General features: G+C 68.7%; 15 protein-coding genes and 2 pseudogenes. 6 read left to right on the top strand and 11 right to left on the bottom strand.

Going from position 1 to position 18,395, the window contains the following annotated elements:
- The first annotated feature begins 66 nt into the window (after positions 1–66).
- Entirely contained in the window at positions 67–1,092 is a 1,026-nt protein-coding gene (locus WT26_RS19920; RefSeq protein WP_060092462.1) for an IS110 family transposase, read from the top strand.
- A gap of 331 nt (positions 1,093–1,423) precedes the next feature.
- Here WT26_RS19920 and WT26_RS19915 read toward each other — a convergent pair.
- A pseudogene (locus WT26_RS19915) lies at positions 1,424–1,763 on the bottom strand (hypothetical protein).
- Positions 1,764–2,115: 352 nt separating this feature from the next.
- On the opposite strand from WT26_RS19915, the gene WT26_RS19910 reads away from it, so the two are divergent.
- Complete coding sequence (locus WT26_RS19910; protein WP_069273631.1) at positions 2,116–2,886, top strand: phytanoyl-CoA dioxygenase family protein; 771 nt, start codon at positions 2,116–2,118, stop codon at positions 2,884–2,886.
- Positions 2,887–2,937: 51 nt separating this feature from the next.
- Here WT26_RS19910 and WT26_RS19905 read toward each other — a convergent pair whose 3' ends face one another.
- Complete coding sequence (locus WT26_RS19905) at positions 2,938–3,144, bottom strand: DUF3185 family protein (protein WP_021163509.1); 207 nt, start codon at positions 3,142–3,144, stop codon at positions 2,938–2,940.
- Between the two features lie 183 nt (positions 3,145–3,327).
- On the opposite strand from WT26_RS19905, the gene mgrA reads away from it, so the two are divergent.
- Positions 3,328–4,371: an L-glyceraldehyde 3-phosphate reductase gene (mgrA, locus tag WT26_RS19900; RefSeq protein WP_059521058.1), complete on the top strand. Its 1,044-nt coding sequence runs from the start codon at positions 3,328–3,330 to the stop codon at positions 4,369–4,371.
- A gap of 91 nt (positions 4,372–4,462) precedes the next feature.
- Here the strand turns inward: mgrA and WT26_RS19895 are convergent, their stop codons facing one another.
- Both WT26_RS19895 and WT26_RS19890 read right to left on the bottom strand, forming a co-directional pair.
- A complete protein-coding gene (locus WT26_RS19895; RefSeq protein WP_011353526.1) occupies positions 4,463–4,648 on the bottom strand; it encodes a hypothetical protein in 186 nt (61 codons plus the stop codon).
- A 270-nt stretch (positions 4,649–4,918) separates the two neighbouring features.
- A complete protein-coding gene (locus WT26_RS19890) occupies positions 4,919–5,785 on the bottom strand; it encodes a DMT family transporter (RefSeq protein WP_069273814.1) in 867 nt (288 codons plus the stop codon).
- A gap of 658 nt (positions 5,786–6,443) precedes the next feature.
- Here WT26_RS19890 and WT26_RS19885 point away from each other — a divergent pair.
- Both WT26_RS19885 and WT26_RS19880 read left to right on the top strand, forming a co-directional pair.
- Positions 6,444–6,656, top strand: coding sequence for a hypothetical protein (locus WT26_RS19885; RefSeq protein ID WP_004198969.1), 213 nt, complete (start codon positions 6,444–6,446; stop codon positions 6,654–6,656).
- Positions 6,657–6,705: 49 nt separating this feature from the next.
- The gene (locus WT26_RS19880) at positions 6,706–7,737 is read left to right on the top strand and encodes a serine/threonine protein kinase (RefSeq protein WP_069273630.1); all 1,032 of its coding nucleotides are present in this window, start codon (positions 6,706–6,708) and stop codon (positions 7,735–7,737) included.
- 31 nt (positions 7,738–7,768) lie between these two features.
- Here WT26_RS19880 and WT26_RS19875 read toward each other — a convergent pair whose 3' ends face one another.
- Positions 7,769–9,187, bottom strand: a complete 1,419-nt coding sequence (locus WT26_RS19875) for a coniferyl aldehyde dehydrogenase (RefSeq protein ID WP_069273629.1) — start codon at positions 9,185–9,187, stop codon at positions 7,769–7,771.
- A 684-nt stretch (positions 9,188–9,871) separates the two neighbouring features.
- Between WT26_RS19875 and WT26_RS19865 the strand changes: the two genes are divergently transcribed.
- Complete coding sequence (locus tag WT26_RS19865; RefSeq protein ID WP_069273628.1) at positions 9,872–11,506, top strand: GMC family oxidoreductase; 1,635 nt, start codon at positions 9,872–9,874, stop codon at positions 11,504–11,506.
- Positions 11,507–11,533: 27 nt separating this feature from the next.
- On the opposite strand, the gene WT26_RS19860 is transcribed toward WT26_RS19865, so the two are convergent.
- The 6 genes and pseudogenes from WT26_RS19860 to fliF form a co-directional block, all read right to left on the bottom strand.
- Complete coding sequence (locus WT26_RS19860; RefSeq protein WP_069273627.1) at positions 11,534–12,889, bottom strand: flagellar hook-length control protein FliK; 1,356 nt, start codon at positions 12,887–12,889, stop codon at positions 11,534–11,536.
- A gap of 30 nt (positions 12,890–12,919) precedes the next feature.
- A pseudogene (gene fliJ / locus WT26_RS19855) lies at positions 12,920–13,383 on the bottom strand (flagellar export protein FliJ).
- A gap of 6 nt (positions 13,384–13,389) precedes the next feature.
- Positions 13,390–14,913 carry a flagellar protein export ATPase FliI gene (fliI, locus tag WT26_RS19850; RefSeq protein ID WP_069273626.1) on the bottom strand — a complete coding sequence of 508 codons (1,524 nt, stop codon included), beginning with the start codon at positions 14,911–14,913 and terminating at the stop codon, positions 13,390–13,392.
- Entirely contained in the window at positions 14,907–15,590 is a 684-nt protein-coding gene (gene fliH, locus WT26_RS19845; RefSeq protein WP_059667191.1) for a flagellar assembly protein FliH, read from the bottom strand. The genes fliI and fliH overlap by 7 nt, the downstream gene beginning before the upstream one ends.
- Positions 15,583–16,578: a flagellar motor switch protein FliG gene (fliG, locus tag WT26_RS19840; RefSeq protein ID WP_027788887.1), complete on the bottom strand. Its 996-nt coding sequence runs from the start codon at positions 16,576–16,578 to the stop codon at positions 15,583–15,585. The genes fliH and fliG overlap by 8 nt, the downstream gene beginning before the upstream one ends.
- Positions 16,568–18,331 (bottom strand): flagellar basal-body MS-ring/collar protein FliF, encoded by a 1,764-nt coding sequence (gene fliF, locus WT26_RS19835; protein ID WP_059667192.1) that lies wholly within the window; start codon positions 18,329–18,331, stop codon positions 16,568–16,570. Before fliF ends, fliG begins: the two co-directional genes overlap by 11 nt.
- Between the last annotated feature and the right edge of the window lie 64 nt (positions 18,332–18,395).

Raw genomic sequence — 18,395 nt, 5'->3', positions numbered from 1 at the left:
ATGGTCAGCCCGATCCTCGCTCAGTGGACTACGCTGAGTGAGGATTTTGTCCTTTTGGGGGCCATCATGGACACGGTATCGCTGATCGGCATCGATCTCGGCAAGCACTGCTTCCACCTGCATGCGCAGGATGGGTCGGGCAGGATGGTGTTGCGCAAGAAGCTCACGCGCAATCAGATGTTCACGCTGCTGAGCAATTTTCCGAGTTGTACCGTGGTAATGGAAGCCTGCGCCGGTGCTCACTGGATCGCACGCCGACTTCAAACGCTAGGCCATGAGGCCAAGTTAATCTCCCCCCAATTCGTCAAGCCGTTCCGGCAAGGCAACAAGAACGATTTCGCGGATGCTCAGGCGATCTGTGAAGCCGCTTCGCGCCCGAGCATGCGTTTCGTGAGCCCGCGTAACGAAGCGCAGCAGGTCGTGTCGGCGTTGCACCGCGTGCGCGAGGCGCTGGTGCGCAATCGCACCGGTACGATCAACCAGATTCACGCATTTCTGTTGGAGTTCGGTATCAGCCTACCGCGTGGCATGGCAGTGATGCGGCGATTACCGGCCGTACTGGAGGCGGAAGCGTTGCCGCCCAGGCTGGTGGCCGTGCTCGAACGCCTGCAGGCGCATTTCAAGTATCTGGACGAGCAGATCGGCCAGGTCGAACACGAGCTGCTCACGCAACTGCACGAAGACGAACGCAGCGAACGGCTACTGGAGATTCCCGGCATCGGCCCGATTACTGCCAGTGTGTTGATGTCGGAATTGGGCGATGCCCGCCAATACGGCTCAGCGCGTCAGTTCGCGGCGTCGATCGGCTTGGTACCTCGGCAATACAGCACGGGCGGCAAACCCACGTTATTGGGCATCAGTAAGCGCGGCGACAAAGGCTTGCGGAGACTGCTGGTGCAATGTGCGCGGGTCATCATGCTGCGCATCGAGCGCCGAACGGATTCCTTGGGCGTGTGGGTCCGCAGTCTACTGGCACGAAGGCACTCGAACGTGGTGGCTTGCGCTCTGGCCAATAAATTGGCGAGGATCGCCTGGGCCATCCTCGCCAAAGGGACACACTATCGAAGCGCGCCGGCGGCTCTGCCGGCCTGACGCTTCCCATCGCTTACAGCTTCAGTTTCAGTCGTCACACCTGGTTTTGCGACGCGAGATACGTGAAGGCATAAACGACTCAACGGCCGGGCAAGTAACCTGACACAAAAATCAGCATGTCGATGCTGAGGGGTTTTTGAGGTTTGCCCGGTGCGGCTCCCATCATGGGGCGGGATCTTTCCCATCCACAACCCCGGATAGATTCGAGCAAGTCCACTTTAGGTCAACGCTGCCTCGCTTGCAAAAATCGGGCTGACCATAGATTTTTATTTCTGCCGTCGCGGCGCGCAGGCGCGGCGACGTTTGCGTGCGGCGGTTTGCCGCGCTGCGATCAGCGCGCGCCGAACCCGAACCAGCCGTTGCTGGCCGCGAGGCGGCGCGGACGGTTGACGCGCCGCTGGGGCCCCAGCGCGGCGCAGCGCGAGCGCACGCAGCGACGACGGTTTCTGCAGCAGCGAGCGCAGGCCGGCGCGGCGCGAGAACGCCTGCGCGCTCATCATCGAGAAAAATGCGTGGAACCACGCACGGATACCGTCCAGCCGCGCGGGCTGTTGCGTGCGCTCGGCCAGCGCCTGCGTGCGCGCGCGGTGATGGCGCAGCGGGCGAAGGGGAACGGAGGGCACGACGCGCTTCGCAGCGCGGCTGAGACGGGAAGTCAGACGGAATGGCATGTGAACGATGCTTCGCTTGTATGGATGGCGCCCTTGAGAGCGCACTGGTATGAACGGCCTCGGATGACGCAACGGATCTTATCGAAACTCGCTGCGCGCCGCGCCCGCCAGAATTGACAGGCCGCGACAGGCTACAGGGGATTCATGACGGGCAAAAGTCGCGATAAACCCTTGTGCCACAAGGCCTGCATTACATACCGCCTGTCAGTGAGGCCAGCGCGGACGCGCACAGTTCCCTTGCTCTGGATCAAATTGCCGAACGGCAATTCCCTGCGCACGACAATGGCGCTGTTCGCGGCATCCGGCGCCGATTTACAATCGTCACATTCACAAGAAATATTTCGAGCGTCCCATGTCTTCTTTGCAGTCGGAATCGATCCGCGCGCAAGTCGCGGAATTGCGCGAGCGCGGCTTTGTCGTCGCCCGCGGGCTCGTGAGCGCCGAGCAGTGCGCGGCGCTGAAGCGCGTCGCCGAGCGACAGTTGCAGGAAGCCGCGCAGCCGATCGAGTTCGAGGCGGACCTGCGCTACCCGGGCGCGCCCGAGTCCAAGCATGCGCCGGGCGGGCATACGGTGCGGCGGCTGCTGGATGCGTATTCGCGCGATCCGGCGTTCGCCGAGCGCGCGATCGCACCCGAAATCGGCGCGTGGATGCGCGAGTATTTCGGCGAAGAACCCGTGCTGTCGCGCGCGCATCACAACTGCATGATGACGAAGCATCCCGCGTACGGCAGCCTGACCGGCTGGCATCGCGATTTCCGCTACTGGTCGTTCGAGCGCCCGGACATGGTGTCGGTGTGGCTCGCGCTCGGGCCGGAAACGAACGAAAACGGCGCACTGTGGCTCGTGCCGGGGTCGCATACGGCCGAATTCGGGCCCGAAGCGTTCGACGATGCGAAGTTCTTCCGCAGCGACCTGCCGGCGAACCGGACGATGATCGATGCGGCCGTGTGCCCGCCGCTCAATGCCGGCGACGTGGTGTTCTTCCACAGCAACACGCTGCATTCGGCCGGGCAGAACCGCTCCGACCAGGTGAAATTCTCGCTCGTGTACACCTATCACGGCGCGAGCAACCGGCCGCTGCCCGGCACGCGCTCGGCGTCGAAACCGGAAGTGCAGTTCTAGCCGCCGGCCTGCGGCCGCTGCGTCGGACGATTCGTCGCCGCGGAGCGCGCGTCAGCGCTTGTTGCCCGGCATCGCGAGGCCGATCAGGCCGATGAACGATGCGACGGCGCCGCCTGCGATCAGCAGGATCGTCTTCGTCGCGGGCGAACCGGTGAAGAAGCGCGACACGTTGTCGTTGATCGAATGGAACGACTGGCCGCCGAAATACAGCAGCACGACGCCGCCGACGAGCAGTGCAACCGAGATGACCCGGGACATACCAACCTCGCTGAAACGGTGATTCGAGACGCCGCAGTGTAGGCGAGCGTCGCGGCCGCGTCCATTGCCGTGCGCGCATCGGCCGCGTTCGCTACCATATCCGTCCTGCGTTTCCTTCGCCGCCGGCGCGCCGCGCGCGGTGCCGGCGCGCGTCCGCCCTCCGACGTCCTGACGGGATTACTCATGGCCTACGAAGCAGCTTCCGAACGTTATGCCGGCATGCAATACCGCACCTGCGGCAAATCCGGGCTCAAACTGCCCGCCCTGTCGCTCGGCCTGTGGCACAACTTCGGCGACTCGACGCCGATCTCGACGCAGCGCGACATCCTGCGTACCGCGTTCGACCTCGGCATCAACCACTTCGATCTCGCGAACAACTACGGGCCGCCGTACGGCAGTGCCGAAACCAACTTCGGCCGGCTGCTGAAGGAGGATTTCCGGCCGTACCGCGACGAGCTGCTGATCTCGACGAAGGCCGGCTGGGACATGTGGCCGGGGCCGTACGGCAGCGGCGGCGGGTCGCGCAAGTACGTGCTCGCGAGCCTCGACCAGAGCCTGCAGCGGATGGGGCTCGACTACGTCGACATCTTCTATTCGCACCGCTTCGACGCGCACACGCCGCTCGAGGAAACGGCGGGCGCGCTCGCGTCGGCCGTGCAGCAGGGCAAGGCGCTCTATATCGGCATTTCGTCGTATTCGGCGGCGAAGACGCGCGAGATGGCCGAGCTGCTCGCGCAGTACAAGGTGCCGCTGCTGATCCATCAGCCGTCATACAACCTGCTGAACCGCTGGGTCGAAACCGAGCTGCTCGGCACGCTCGACGAGATCGGCACGGGCAGCATCGCGTTTACGCCGCTCGCGCAGGGGCTGCTCACGTCGAAGTACCTGAACGGCGTGCCGGCCGACGCGCGCGTGAACAAGCCGGGCGGCGGCTCGCTGAAGCAGGATCACCTGAGTGCGGACAACCTCGAGCACGTGCGCAAGCTCAACGCGATTGCCGAACGGCGCGGGCAGAGCCTCGCGCAGATGGCGCTCGCATGGGTGCTGCGCAACGGCCGCGTGACGTCCGCGCTGATCGGCGCGAGCCGTGCGGAGCAGGTGCGTGAAAACGTTGGTGCGCTGAAGCACCTCGAATTCTCGGCGGAGGAACTCGCGGAGATCGATCGTTACGCGACGGAAGGCGGCATCAATCTGTGGGAAAAGCCGTCCACCGATCAGGCGATCTGACCGGCATGCGATGCGGCGCGCGACGTAGCCGCCGCATCGTATCGACAGTCCGTTCCGCCGGCGCGGCGCAACGGGGGCATACGCAGCGCCGCTAGATCAGCGCAGGCAGGCCTTCGACGAGCAATACCGCGACGCCGACGCCGAGGATGACGCCCAGCACGCGCAGCAGGTTGTGGCGGAATTCGGTTGCGCACGGCACCGCGCCGAGAAATAGCGCACCGGCCAGCGCCATCGGAATCAACAGGATGAAGTCGCCGATCGTGAAGTAGGTTGTCATGCGTGTCTCCTTGTCGACCGGAGCTGCACTTGCTCCGGACCCATGCTTGGGCAGTCTCGTTTTGCTCCGACCCGATTGCGAGAAGGGTGGTCAGTACGAGTATAGGAAACGCCGCACGCTTTTCGCTATCCGAACCATTAAAAAAGCAGCAGAAATCTCAAGAAAGCATCGGTTCGAACGCGAATCAGACGGCCGTCTTGCGAATTTCTTTCCGTTTCCTTTCTGCTTTCGCGGGGCCGCCCGCCATTGCCGGCGGGCGGCCCCGCCAGGTCACGCGCGACGTGCGGGCGAACGGAACACGAGCACGAGCCCCGCGATGATCGCGCCCATGCCGGCGAGCGCGAGCGGCTCGGGCCGGTTGCCGAGCCATACGGCATCCATCAGCGTGGTGACGACGGGCACGAGATAGAACAGGCTCGTCACGTTGACGAGGTCGCCGCGCTGCATCAACCGGTAGAACAGCAGTTGCGCGATCACCGAAATCACGATGCCGAGCCACGCGAGCGGCACGACGAACGCCCAGGTCGCGTCGAATGCGATCGGCCGCAACGGCACGATCGCCACGCACAGCGCGAGGCCGATCGCGTTCTGCAACGGCAGCACGTCGGCGGGCGCCGCCCGTACGCGCTTTTGCAGCAACGAGCCGGCGGTCAGCGCGACGAGCGCGGTGAGCGCGCACGCGATGCCCGCGAGCGACAGGCCGCCGTCGCCCACGCCGCGGCACACGACGAGCGCGAGGCCGGCGAGCGACAGCGCGAGCCCTGCGATGCGCACGGGCTGCCAGCGCCGCTCGACGAGCGCGAGCGTGAGGATCGGCTGCACGCCGAGGATCGTGGCGAGTACGCCCGGCGCGATCCCGCGTTCGAGCGCGAGCAGGTAGAAGATCGAATAGCCGCCCATCATCAGCACCCCGGTGACGACCGCGATGCGCCGCTCGCCCGATGCGGGCAGCCAGCGTCCGCGCGCGGCGGACAACGCGAGCAGCACGAGCGATGCAAGGGCGAAACGAGCGGTGAGAAAGACGAACGCGGATGCGTGACGCAGACCGAGTTCAGCGAAGATCGCGCCGCTGCTCCACAGCAGCACGAAGAGCGACGTCGCGCCGTGCGCGGCGAGCGCGCGTTTGAACGAAACCATGTGAATCCACCTGTCGAACGGATCGGAACGTTCCATCCGCGCGCGCAGCAGCGAGCCGTGCGTCACGACGCACGAACGGCAGGCAGGCGAATGGAGGACGGAACGGCGCCGGCGGTCAGCCGGCGAACGCCGCCGGAGGGGGCGGCGCGGCGCCGACGAGCGGCGGTGCGACAGGAGGAGGCGCGGCCGGATGCGCGCATGCCCGCGGCCGCGCGTCGAGCGGCGGCCGTGAAATCGGAAGGGCGGACGGTTGCGAAGGCATCGTGGGCGAAATGCGCTGGAACGCGAATGAGCATCAAAGGTACCGCAACAGCGGCCTGAGTGGCAATCGGCGCGCGGGCGTCACGCGCCGCCCGCGCCCGCCATGCGCGCCCCCGGAAGCGGCCGCCGGAGCGCCGGCGGCAGGATCGCCGGACAGTCACACCCGACAGGGTATGATGGGGGTGTCGCCCATGCAAGCGCGCGGGCGGCGCAGTGGTTGATTGGAGACATTCGACGAATTCGCGGCACTTCGCCTGCTTCTTCTTCTTTTCGCGCTTCGATAAACCGTGAACAATGGGATAGCGCGGCCGCCATCGCAGCGGCGGCGCATGTCGTGCATTGGCCGGCCGCGCAGGTTGGCCGGATATCAAGATTCAAGAACGAGTGGGGAACCATCATGCATGTCGGGTCGATTGTCTGCACTACCCATATCGCGGTGCCGAAGGGCGCGCGCGGCATCGTCCAGCGCATCCTGGGCGACATGGCCATGGTGACCTGGTACGCGGGCGTACCGGGCGAGTCGAAGGAACTCAACACCGAGCCGTTCTTTCTCGAGGACCTGATCGACACAGGCGAATCCGTGCTGCCGGCCGGCGCGGCGCTTCACTGAGCGCATACGCCGCACCGGGCGCTCGTCTTTCGGCCCGGCTGGCGGCACAATGCGGGGCATGAACGAAGTCACTCCCGCTCCTTCCGCCCCGGCCGGCCCGCCGTTCGCCGGACTCACGCCCGAGTGCGTGCTCGACGCGCTCGACAGCGTGCTGATGCCGGCCGGCCTGCGCACCGACGGGCGCCTGCTCGCGCTCAACAGCTACGAAAACCGCGTGTATCAGGTGGGCATCGAAGACGGCCCGCCGGTCGTCGCGAAGTTCTACCGTCCGGCCCGCTGGTCGGACGAAGCGATCCTCGAAGAGCATGCGTTCGTCGCCGAACTCGCCGCGCGCGAGATTCCGGCGGTGCCCGCGCGTGCATTCGACGGCCGCACGCTGCACGCGTTCGACGGTTTCCGCTTCTCGATCTTCGAGCGGCGCGGCGGCCGCGCGCCCGATCTCGACCGCAGCGACACGCTCGAATGGCTCGGCCGCTTCATCGGCCGGATCCATGCGGTCGGCGCGACGCAGCCGTATGTCGCGCGTCCCGTGCTCGATATCGGTACGTTCGGCTACGAGCCGCGCGACTACCTGCTCGCGCACGATTTCATTCCGGATGACGTACGACCGGCCTACGAAACGGCCGTGACGCTCGCGCTCGAAGGTGTCGAGGCCGCGTTCGAGCGGGCGGGCGAGATCCGCCTGCTGCGCACGCACGGCGACTGCCATCCGAGCAACGTGCTGTGGACCGATGCGGGCCCGCACTTCGTCGACTTCGACGACAGCCGGATGGCGCCCGCGATCCAGGATCTGTGGCTGTTGTTGCCGGGCGATCGCGAAGGCGCGTCGCGTGCGCTGGCTGACCTGCTGGCCGGCTACGAGGATTTCTGCGAATTCGAGCCGCGCGAGTTGCATCTCGTCGAAGCGCTGCGCACGCTGCGGCTGATCCACTACGCGGCATGGCTCGCGCGACGCTGGGACGATCCCGCCTTCCCCGCCGCGTTCCCGTGGTTCAACACGCACCGCTACTGGGAAGCACGCGTGCTCGAGCTGCGTGAGCAGATCGGCGCGATGCAGGAAGGGCCGCTCTGGCCCGTGTGACGGACGCGGGCCGGCACGCGGCCCGCGTCGCTCAAAACTTCAGCATCAGCTTGATCAGCGCGGCGAAGCGCTTGCCGTACGGCGGCGCGAGCAGGTTGCGCGCGTTCAGGCGCGCCTGCGTGAGCACCGGCTTCATTTTCGAGAACGTCACGAAGCCGTCGTAGCCGTGATAGGCGCCCATGCCGCTCGCGCCGACACCGCCGAACGGCAGGCTGCCGCACGCGATGTGCATCAGCGTTTCGTTGATCGACACGCCGCCCGAGATCGTTTCGCGCATCACGCGGTCGATCGTGCCGCCGTCCTCGTCGAACAGGTAGAGCGCGAGCGGACGCGGGCGCGCGTTCACGTAGGCGATCGCTTCGTCGAGCCGCTCGTACGGCACGAGCGGCAGCAGCGGCCCGAAGATTTCCTCCTGCATCAGCTGCGACGCCGCCGGCACCTGCGTGACCGCGCACGGCACGAAGCGGCGCGATGCAGGATCGGATTGCGCGTCGGACAGCGGATGCAGCTGCGCGCCGGCCGCCTGCGCGTCGCTGGCCAGTTGCTGCAGCCGGGCGTAGTGGCGCGGCGTTACGATCGTCGTGTAGTCGCCGTTGGCCGACAGGTCGGGGTACATCTTCGCGAACCGTGCCCGTGCGCGCTCGATGAACGCGGCCTCCATCCCGCGCGGCAGCAGCACGTAGTCGGGCGCGATGCAGGTCTGGCCCGCGTTCAGCGTCTTGCCCGCGACGATCGCGTCGACGGCCGCATCGAAGCGCGCATTCGGCCCGACGATCGCCGGCGACTTGCCGCCGAGTTCGAGCGTGACGGGCGTGAGGTTGTCGGCGGCCGCGCGCATCACGTGGCGGCCGACGTGCGTCGAACCGGTGAACAGCAGATGATCGAACGGCAGGCCGCTGAATGCGGCGCCTACCTCCGCATCGCCGTTCACGACCGCGACGTGGTCGCGCGTGAAGGTCTTCGCAACGAGCTGCTCGAACAGCGCCGACGTGCGCGGCGTCAGTTCGGACATCTTGATGATCGCGCGGTTGCCGGCCGCGAGCGCGCAGATCAGCGGGCCGGCCGCGAGCAGCACCGGGTAGTTCCACGGCACGACGATGCCGACCACGCCGAGCGGCTGCGGAATCACCTTCGCGCGCGCCGGGCGCAGCCACTTGTTCATCGGCTTGCGGATCGGTTTCATCCAGCGCTTGCCGTGCCTGAGCGCGTCGTCGATCTCTTCCTTCGCCATCCAGATTTCCGACAGCAGCACTTCCTGCTTCGCGCGATGACCGAAATCGGCGCTGATCGCTTCGGCGAGCGCGTCCGCGTGGTCGAGCAGCATCGTGCGCAGCGCGCGCAGGTGCTGCGCGCGCGTTTCCCATGCGGGGTACGGTGCGCGCAGGTAGGCCGCGCGCTGGTCGCGTAGCAGCGACGTCAGCGCGGCGAATTCGGGCAGGTCGTTCTTCATGTCGTCTCCTCCGGTGGGGCGTGGCGCGCCGGCCGGCAGTCGGGCCGCTGGCGCCCGCGCGACAAGCGCGGCGTGGCGGATCGGGGTGGGGGCGTTGCTGCGAGCGTCGCATCCGCGCGACGGTCGATGCGCATCGACGCGCTGGCGCCGGCGATGCGCGTTGCCTGTTTGCGCTGCGTTGCAGCGTGCGAAACCGACGCGTGAACGGCTGCATGCGGCGTCGCCGCATGCGCGGGCGCGATGCATCGCGAGACTGTCGCCTGCAGCTTCAGCAGCCTGTCGAGCGGTGCAGACGCGGCGCGTTCCAAACGGACCGGCGACAGCCGCGTCGTTCGAACGTCGCGCGTCGTTCGCATCGCAGCGCATGCGCGCGCACCGGGCGTCGTTTGAAATGAAATGCCGGGCAGGGGCGGCACGGCCGGACCACCTGGTCGGCGCACGGCCTGCACAACGTGTCGCTGCATGACGGTCACTCCCATTTCGCGACAGATCGGCTGCTGGCGGCCGGGGGCGTCGCGCCAAGCGAATCGATACATCTTAAATTTAGTTCACGCGGGCGTTTAGAGGAATCGCTCTTGAATCCGCGCGCCGCGTGCGCAGCGGCCATTCCTACAATGCCCGAACTACAAGACCCGGGACGCGCGGCGGTGCCGGGCGCCTTCCATGACACGACGGAGACGTGACATGCAATACGACTACATCATCGTCGGCGGCGGATCGGGCGGATCGAGCCTGGCAGGCCGTCTCGCCGATGCCTGCCCCGACGCGACGATCGCGCTGATCGAGGCCGGCTCCCACACGGAGCGCAACCTGCTGGTCAACATGCCGGTCGGCATCGCGGCGCTGGTGCCGTTCAAGCTCGGCACGAACTACGGCTACGAGACGGTGCCGCAGCCGGGCCTCGGCGGGCGGCGCGGCTACCAGCCGCGCGGGCGCGGGATGGGCGGCTCGAGCGCGATCAACGCGATGATCTACACGCGCGGCCACCCGGGCGACTACGACGAATGGGCGCAGCTCGGCGCGACAGGCTGGGGCTGGCAGGACGTGCTGCCGTATTTTCGACGCGCGGAAGGCAACGAACGCGGCGCCGATGCGTGGCACGGCGCGGACGGCCCGCTGTCGGTGTCGGATCTGCGCTTTCGCAATCCGTTCTCCGAACGATTCATCCAGGCCGCGCATGCGGCCGGCTATCCGCTGAACGACGACTTCAACGGCGCGACGCAGGAAGGCGTCGGCTTCTATCAGGTCACGCACCGCGACGGCTCGCGCTGCAGCGTTGCGCGTGCGTACATCTACGGGCGCGACCGGCCGAACCTGCACGTGATCACCGATGCGACGGTGCTGCGCGTCACGTTCGACGGCAAGCGCGCGGCCGGCGTCGCGGTCGCGCGCAACGGGCGCGTCGAGACGCTCGACGCGCGCGCGGAAGTGATCCTGTCGGCCGGCGCGTTCAATTCGCCGCAACTGCTGATGTGTTCGGGGATCGGCCCGGCCGAGCAACTGCGCCGGCACGGGATCGCCGTCGTGCAGGATGCGCCGGACGTCGGCACGAACCTGATCGACCATATCGACTTCATCATCAACACGCGCGTGAATTCATCGGAACTGGTCGGCGTGTGCCTGCGCGGGATCGCGAAGATGACGCCCGCGCTCGCGCGCTATTTCTCGAGCCGCACCGGGATGATGACGAGCAACGTCGCGGAGGCCGGCGGCTTCATCAAGAGCGATCCGTCGCTCGAGCGCCCCGACCTGCAGCTGCATTTCTGCACGGCGCTCGTGGACGACCACAACCGCAAGATGCACTGGGGCTTCGGCTATTCGCTGCACGTGTGCGCGCTGCGGCCGTTCAGCCGCGGCACGGTGACGCTCGCGAGCGGCGATGCGCGTGACGCACCGCTGATCGATCCGCGCTTCTTCAGCGATGCGCGCGATATCGACCTGCTCGTGCGGGGCACGCAGGCGATGCGCAGGATCCTGTCGCAGGCACCGCTCGCGTCGCAGGGCGGGCGCGAGCTGTACACGCGGGCGGACCAGAGCGAAGCGGAGCTGCGCAAGACGATCGTCGAGCATGCCGACACGATCTACCACCCGGTCGGCACCTGCCGGATGGGGTCGGACGCGCGCGCGGTCGTCGATCCGCAACTGCGCGTGCGCGGCGTCGAAGGATTGCGCGTGGTGGATGCGTCGGTGATGCCGACGCTGGTCGGCGGGAACACGAATGCGCCGTCGGTGATGATCGGCGAACGCGCGGCGGACTTCATCGTCGCGGCGCGCCGGGCGGGCGCGCCGCACGCGGCTGCGGCGGTGCACGGCCGCTGAGCGGCGCGCGCACGCGGGCAGTCATGCTCAGGCAAACGTATCGACGAGGCCGGCGCGGCTTGCGGTCGCGACCGTCGCCGCGGGTTGCGCGGCGTCGAGCGTCGCATCGGCGCCTGACGGTGCGCCGCCGCCGCGCCGCGCCGACTGCCCGCCGGCGAAGGACGGTTGCGGGTTCTGCTGCTGCGAAGCGAAGCCGCCGTCGCTGACGGTCGCGCTGCCCAGGCCGAGCCCGCCCGATTCCATCGCTTCGCGCAGCTTCGGCAGCGCGGCTTCGACCGCGTCGCGCACCTGCGCGTGCTGCGACACGAACAGCGCGTGCGCGTGATTGTCCGCGACACGCAGCACGACCTGCAGCGGCCCGAGATCGGGCGGATTGAGTGTCAGCTCGGCGCTCTGCTGGTGCGCATTCGACAGGAACACGACCTTCTGGCTCAGCGCGTCCGTCCAGTCCGGCGTGCCGACGTGCGGGGCGAGCACGTGCGCGTTCGCGGCGGCGATGCCGTTCGCGGCCGCCGCCACCGGCGCGTTCGCTTGCGCGGCGGCCGTCGCGGCAGCCAGCGCCGCACCGGCCGGAGCGGCGGCGTCCTGCGTCGCCGCGAGCGCATGGGCCGCATCGGGCTTGACCGCATCGGCCTGGACCGGCTGCGTGGGCGACGGCTGCGCCTGCCCCTGTTGCGCGGCGAGCGCGCCCTTCGCGTCGGTCAGCGTCTTGTCGAACGTCGGTGCTTTCGGCGTCGCCGGCACGGCGGCCGCGGTCGACAGGGCCGGCTGCGCGGCCGTACCCGTGGCCGCGCCCGTGGACGGCGTCGCGGCGGCGTTCGCGTCGCCGGTCAGCTTCGCGAGCGCGGCATGCAGCACGTCGCGGCTCGTCGCCGGTTCGTCGGTCGCGGCTGCTGCCTGCGCGTCGCCCTTCGTCGCGTTCGCGGCCGCCGCGAGGGCGGCCGACGCCGCGTCGCCGGCGCGCGACAGCGGGTCGGTGGACGGCGCGTCGGCCGCGGCAGGCGTGCCGTCGGGACGCGCCTGCAGTTGCGCCTGCACGGCCGCGGCGGCGAGTGCGGCCGCATCGGGGTTGACGGCCGCGGTGGCGTCGTCGCGGGCCTTGTCGTCGGACGAGCCGGACGGCTTCGCGTTGCCGGCGACGGTCGACGGCGCGCTCGATGACGTCGAAGGCAACGTCGGCGTCGACGACGCATCGGCCTGCGCCGACGACGTGCGCTGCGACGCGACGCTTTGCTTCAGCGTCTGCGCGAACGGCAGCGGCGAACCGGCGGCGTCGGCCGCATTGGCGGGCGCGGACGCGTCCGCGGCGGCCGCCTTGCGGCCGGCCTTGAGGGCGGAGCCGGCCGTATCGATCAGTGCGCCGAGCAGGGGCAGGGGAGGCATGACGTTCTCTCGTTCGAATGCGGTGGTCGGTTACGTCGACTTTGCCGCGTCGGCCCGCATGCGCAGGATCTTCGCGGCGTGTTCGTCGGCGTCGCGCTGTTCGCGCCGGGCTTCGCGCTTCGGACCGCTTCCTGCGCGACGCCGCGCGCCTGCAGGATTTCATACGAGCCGACGGTGCGTTTCTTCTGTTGCCAGTTCGGGCGTGCTTCGTCGATACGGACTTCGGCCGCGGCCAGCACGCTGCGCTGCTGCGCGATCGCGGCGTCGAGCGTGTCGATGAACGCCTGGAAATTGCGCCAGTTGCCGGCCGGCATCCCGTGCTGGGCGGATTGCGAGAAGCGCGCGTGGTATTCGTCGCGGTAGCGCAGCAGCGCGTCGAGCTGCTCGGCGGCCGCGGTGCGGTCGCGCTGCGCGGTGCCGAGCTGCCGGGTCGCCGAGTCGAGATCCTCGTTGGCGCGGTCGAGCAGGATCTGCAGGGGAAAGCCTTGTGCCATTTAGCGTCAGCCTCCGTGGGTGAACAGCGCATCGAGCCCGGCGAGGCTCGACGCGAACGGCGCGCATTCGCGAAAGCCCTGCTGCAGGAATGCCTCGATGCGCGGATAGAGCGCGATCGCGCGATCGAGCTGCGCGTCGCGGCCGGGCGCGTACGCGCCGACCGCGATCAGGTCGCGATTGCGCTGGTAGCGCGACAGCATCTGCTTGAACTGCCGGACGTGGTCGAGATGCGTTTCGTCGATCAGCGCGGTCATCGCGCGGCTGATCGACGCCTCGATGTCGATCGCCGGATAGTGGCCGGCTTCGGCGAGCGCACGCGACAGCACGACGTGGCCGTCGAGGATCGCGCGCGCCGAATCGGCGATCGGGTCCTGCTGGTCGTCGCCTTCGGTCAGCACCGTGTAGAACGCGGTGATCGAGCCGCCGCCCTCCGGCCCGTTGCCGGTGCGCTCGACGAGCGCCGGCAGCTTCGCGAACACCGACGGCGGGTAACCCTTGGTCGCGGGCGGCTCGCCGATCGCGAGCGCGATCTCGCGCTGCGCCATCGCGTAGCGCGTCAGCGAATCCATCAGCAGCAGCACGTGCTTGCCCTGGTCGCGGAAATACTCGGCCAGCGACGTCGCATAGGCCGCGCCCTGCATCCGCAGCAGCGGCGATACGTCGGCCGGCGCCGCGACGACGACCGAGCGCGCGAGCCCGTCCTCGCCGAGGATCTGTTCGATGAACTCCTTCACTTCGCGGCCGCGTTCGCCGATCAGCCCGATCACGATCACTTCCGCGCTCGTGTAGCGCGCCATCGTGCCGAGCAGCACCGACTTGCCGACGCCGGAGCCGGCGAACAGGCCCATCCGCTGGCCGCGGCCGACGGTGAGCAGCGCGTTGATCGCACGCACGCCGACATCGAGCACGTGGTGGATCGGTTCGCGCTCGAGCGGGTTGATCGACGGCGCCGACAGCGGCGCGTCGACCTTCGACGCGAGCGGGCCGAGGCCGTCGAGCGGGCGGCCCGACGCGTCGACGACGCGCCCGAGCATCTCCCAGCCGACCGGCAAACGCTTCGCGCCCGCGAGCGGATCGGCCACCGGCGCGGTTTCGCGGGGCCAGACGCGCGCACCGGGCAGCACGCCGGCGACGTCGGTGGTCGGCATCAGGAACAGGCGGTCGCCGGCGAAGCCGACGACTTCCGCTTCCGCGTGCGGCAGCGTGCTGCCGGGCGGCAGTTCGATCGTGCATTCGGCACCGACCGACAGGCGCAGCCCGATCGCCTCGAGCACGAGGCCGGCCGCGCGCGTCAGGCGTCCGCACGGGCGCAGCGGCAGCGCGCGGCGGCTGCGCGCGGCGAGGCCGTTCAGGTGCGTGCGCCAGTGCGCGAGATGCGGGTTGTGCGGTGCGCGCGGCGCGGTGTCGGCGGCCGCGGGGGGCGGCGCGGGCTCGTGCGGGGCGTCGGGGCCGAACGACGCGAGCGCGAGCTCGCGTTCGAGCGGCGTCAGGCCGTCGTGCGCGAGCGCTTCGGGCGGCCGCGTCACCACGTGCTCACCTTGCCGATCGCGGCGGCGACGCGCTGCCAGCGCGTGGGCAGCGTCGCGTCGACCTCGCCGGTCGCGGCGTGCGCGCGGCAGCCGCCGCGCTCGATCGACGCGTCGGTGCGCACGTTCCAGCCGAGCGCATCGAGATCGTCCTGCAGATAGGCTTCGACGACGGGCAGGTCGGCCGGATTCACCGCGAGATGCGGCGCGCCGGACAGCGCGGGTTCGGCCGCGAGCACGTCGCGCACGGCCGCGACGAGCGCGGCCGGGTCGTGCTTCACGTGCTGGCGCACGACCTGTTGCGCGATGTCGAGCGCGAGCTGCGCGATGTCGGCGGCAAGATCGTGCTCGACGCTCGACACGGCTTCGCGGAACGACGCGGCGAGCGCCGCGAGCTGCGCGGCCTGTTCGCGCGCGTCGGCCTGGCCGGCTTCGAACCCCTGTTCGCGGCCTTGCTCGAAACCGGCCTGGTAGCCGAGCGCCTGACCTTCGACGTGGCCGGCCGCATGGCCTTCGGCGTGCGCGGCGTCGCGCACGCGTTGCAGGTCCTCGGCGAGCGCGGCGGCGGCCGCTGCCGCGTCGTCGGGCGGCGGCGGGGGCGGCGGCGGGTCGAACGACGCCATCTCCCACCGCTGGTAGGCGGTGAGGGTGCCCGCGCGATCGCTCGCCGAATCAGACATACGCGTCTTCCGCCTTGCCGCCGATCGCGATCGCGCCGCTCTCGGCCAGGTTGCGAACGATCTGCAGGATGCGGCGCTGCTGCGTCTCGACTTCGGACACGCGCACCGGGCCGCGCGCGTCGAGATCCTCGGCGAGCAGTTCGGCCGCGCGCTGCGACATGTTCGCGAGGAACTTCTGGCGCAGCGCGGGCGGCGCGCCCTTCAGCGCGATGATCAGCGTTTCCGACTCGACTTCCTTGAGCACCATCTGGATCGCGCGGTCCTCGAGGTCGAGCAGGTTCTCGAACACGAACATCTGGTCGACGATCTTCTGCGCGAGATCGGCGTCGTACTGGCGCACGCTTTCGAGCACGCCCTCCTCGTGCACGCTCGTCATGAAGTTCAGGATCTCGGCCGCGGTGCGGATGCCGCCCATCGGGCTGCGCTTCAGGTTGTCGCTGCCGGACAGCAGGCCCGTCAGCACGTCGTCGAGTTCGCGCAGCGCGGCCGGCTGGATGCCGTCGAGCGTCGCGATCCGCAGCATCACGTCGTTACGCAGGCGTTCGGTGAAGCACGACGCGATCTCGGATGCCTGGTCGCGGTCGAGGTGCACGAGGATCGTCGCGATGATCTGCGGATGCTCGTTCTTGATCAGTTCGGCCACCGCGCCCGAGTCCATCCACTTCAGGCCCTCGATGCCGCTCGTGTCGCTGCCCTGCAGGATGCGGTCGATCAGTACGCCGGCCTTGTCCTCGCCGAGCGCCTTGGTCAGCACCGAGCGGATGTAGTCGCTCGAATCGAGCGACAGCGCGGTGTGCTGCTCCGCTTCCTTCGCGAATTCCTGCAGCACGTCCTCGACCTGCTCGCGCGTGACGTTCTTCAGCGCGGCCATCGCGGCGCCGATCTTCTGGACCTCGCGCGGCGCGAGGAACTTGAATACCTGCGCGGCCTCTTCCTCGCCGATCGACATCAGCAGCAGCGCGCTCTTGGTCAAGCCTTCAGCGTTCATCGGACACCCAGTTCTTCACGACGGTGGCGACGATCTTCGGATCCTGGCGGGCGATCGAGCGCGCGTAGTCGAGGTTGCGTTCGTAACGGTTCTTTTCGCTTTCGAAGCCGAGCAGCAGCGCGTCGGGTTCTTCGACCTTCTCCGGCGCCGGCAGGCCGTCGAGCGCGACCGGATCTTCCGGCGCCGCGAGCGCCGGCGCGACCGGCTCGGGCGGCGGGAACGCGCGGCGCATCGCCGGGCGCACGAACATGAAGTAGAGCGCCGCCGCGGCCGCCGCGATGCCGAGCCACTTCGCGGCTTCCTTCGCCATCGCGATCATGTCGGGCTGGCGCCACCACGGCAGGTCGGCGTACGGGTCGCTCGCGGTCGAGAACGCGCTGTTCACGACGTTCACCGAGTCGCCGCGCTTCGCGTCGTAGCCCATCGCATCCTTCACGAGCTGCTCGACCTGCGCGAGTTTCGCCGGCGGCAGCGGCTGCATCGTCACGTGGCCCTTCGCGTCGGCGACCGGCTGGTAGTTGACGACGACCGCGACCGACAGCCGCTTCACGCTGCCCATCGGCTGCTCGAGGTGACGGATCGTCTTGTCGAGCTCGTAGTTGGTCGTCTGGTCCTTGCGGTCGCTCACGGGCGTCGTCTGCGGCGCGTTCTGGCCGTTGCCGGCGACGATCGGCGCGGACGCCGGCTGCGGCGGCGTGTTCGACAGCGCGCCCGGCACGCCCGACGCGCCGCCCTGCGCGAGCTCGGTCGCGCTGCTGGTCTGCTGGCTGCGGATCGCGGATTGCTGCGGATTGCCGTTCGGGCCGTAGCTTTCCGACGTCTGCTCGACCTTCGAGAAATCGAGATCCGCGCTGACCTGCGAGCGCGCGTTGCCCGTGCCGAAGATCGGCGCGAGGATCGCGTCGATGCGCTTCTGCGTGTTGTGCTCGACCTGCTGCACGTATTTGAGCTGGCTCGCGTCGAGACCGGATGCCGACGCGGTCTGGGTCAGCAGGTTGCCGTCCTGGTCGACGATCGTCACGTTCTTCGCGGGCATGTCGGGCACGCCGGACGACACCATCCGCGTGATCGCCTGCACCTGGCCCTCGTCGAGCACGCGGCCCGGGTAGAGGTCGACGAACACCGACGCGCTCGGCGCTTCCTTGTCGCGCACGAACACCGACGGCTTCGGGATCGCGAGATGCACGCGCGCGCCGCGCACGGCGTTGATCGATTCGATGGTGCGCTGCAGCTCGCCTTCGAGCGCGCGCTGGTAGTTGATCTGTTCGGCGAACTGGCTGATGCCGAACTTCTGGTTGTCCATCAGCTCGAAGCCGACCGAGCCGCCCTTCGGCAGCCCCATCGCGGCGAGCTTCAGGCGCATTTCATGCACCTGGTTCGACGGCACGAGGATCGCGCCGCCGGCATCGGCGAACTTGTAGGGAACGTTTGCCTGCTGGAGCGCGGTTATGATCGCGCCGCCGTCGCGATCCGACAGGTTGCTGTACAGCACGCGATAGTCGGGCGCGCGGCTCCACAGCACGAGCGCGGCGATCACTGCGACCGCGAACGCGACGGCGATCAGGAACGGCAGCTTCGGGTTGCCCTTCATCCGCGAGATGCCGGGAATGCGTTCCGCGAAGCCGCCAAGCCCGAAGTCCGCGCCTGCGCCACCCGCGCCCGGCAACGCGGCGGCCGCGGCGGCGCCGGGCGCCGGGCTGGCGAGGCCCGCGCGGGCGTCTGGGTTGATCAGCGAGTTGGCCTGCGAATCCATGCGTCGAGTTTCTCCGGAGCGGGACGACTGAGCTCGCTCGGACGAGCGGGCGGACAATGACACG

The sequence above is a fragment of the Burkholderia cepacia genome (genome assembly GCF_001718835.1).
GTDB classification, from domain to species: domain Bacteria; phylum Pseudomonadota; class Gammaproteobacteria; order Burkholderiales; family Burkholderiaceae; genus Burkholderia; species Burkholderia cepacia_F.
The sequence above is the reverse complement of the archived record's forward strand: the minus strand, read 5'-3'. Positions and strand labels throughout refer to the sequence as shown.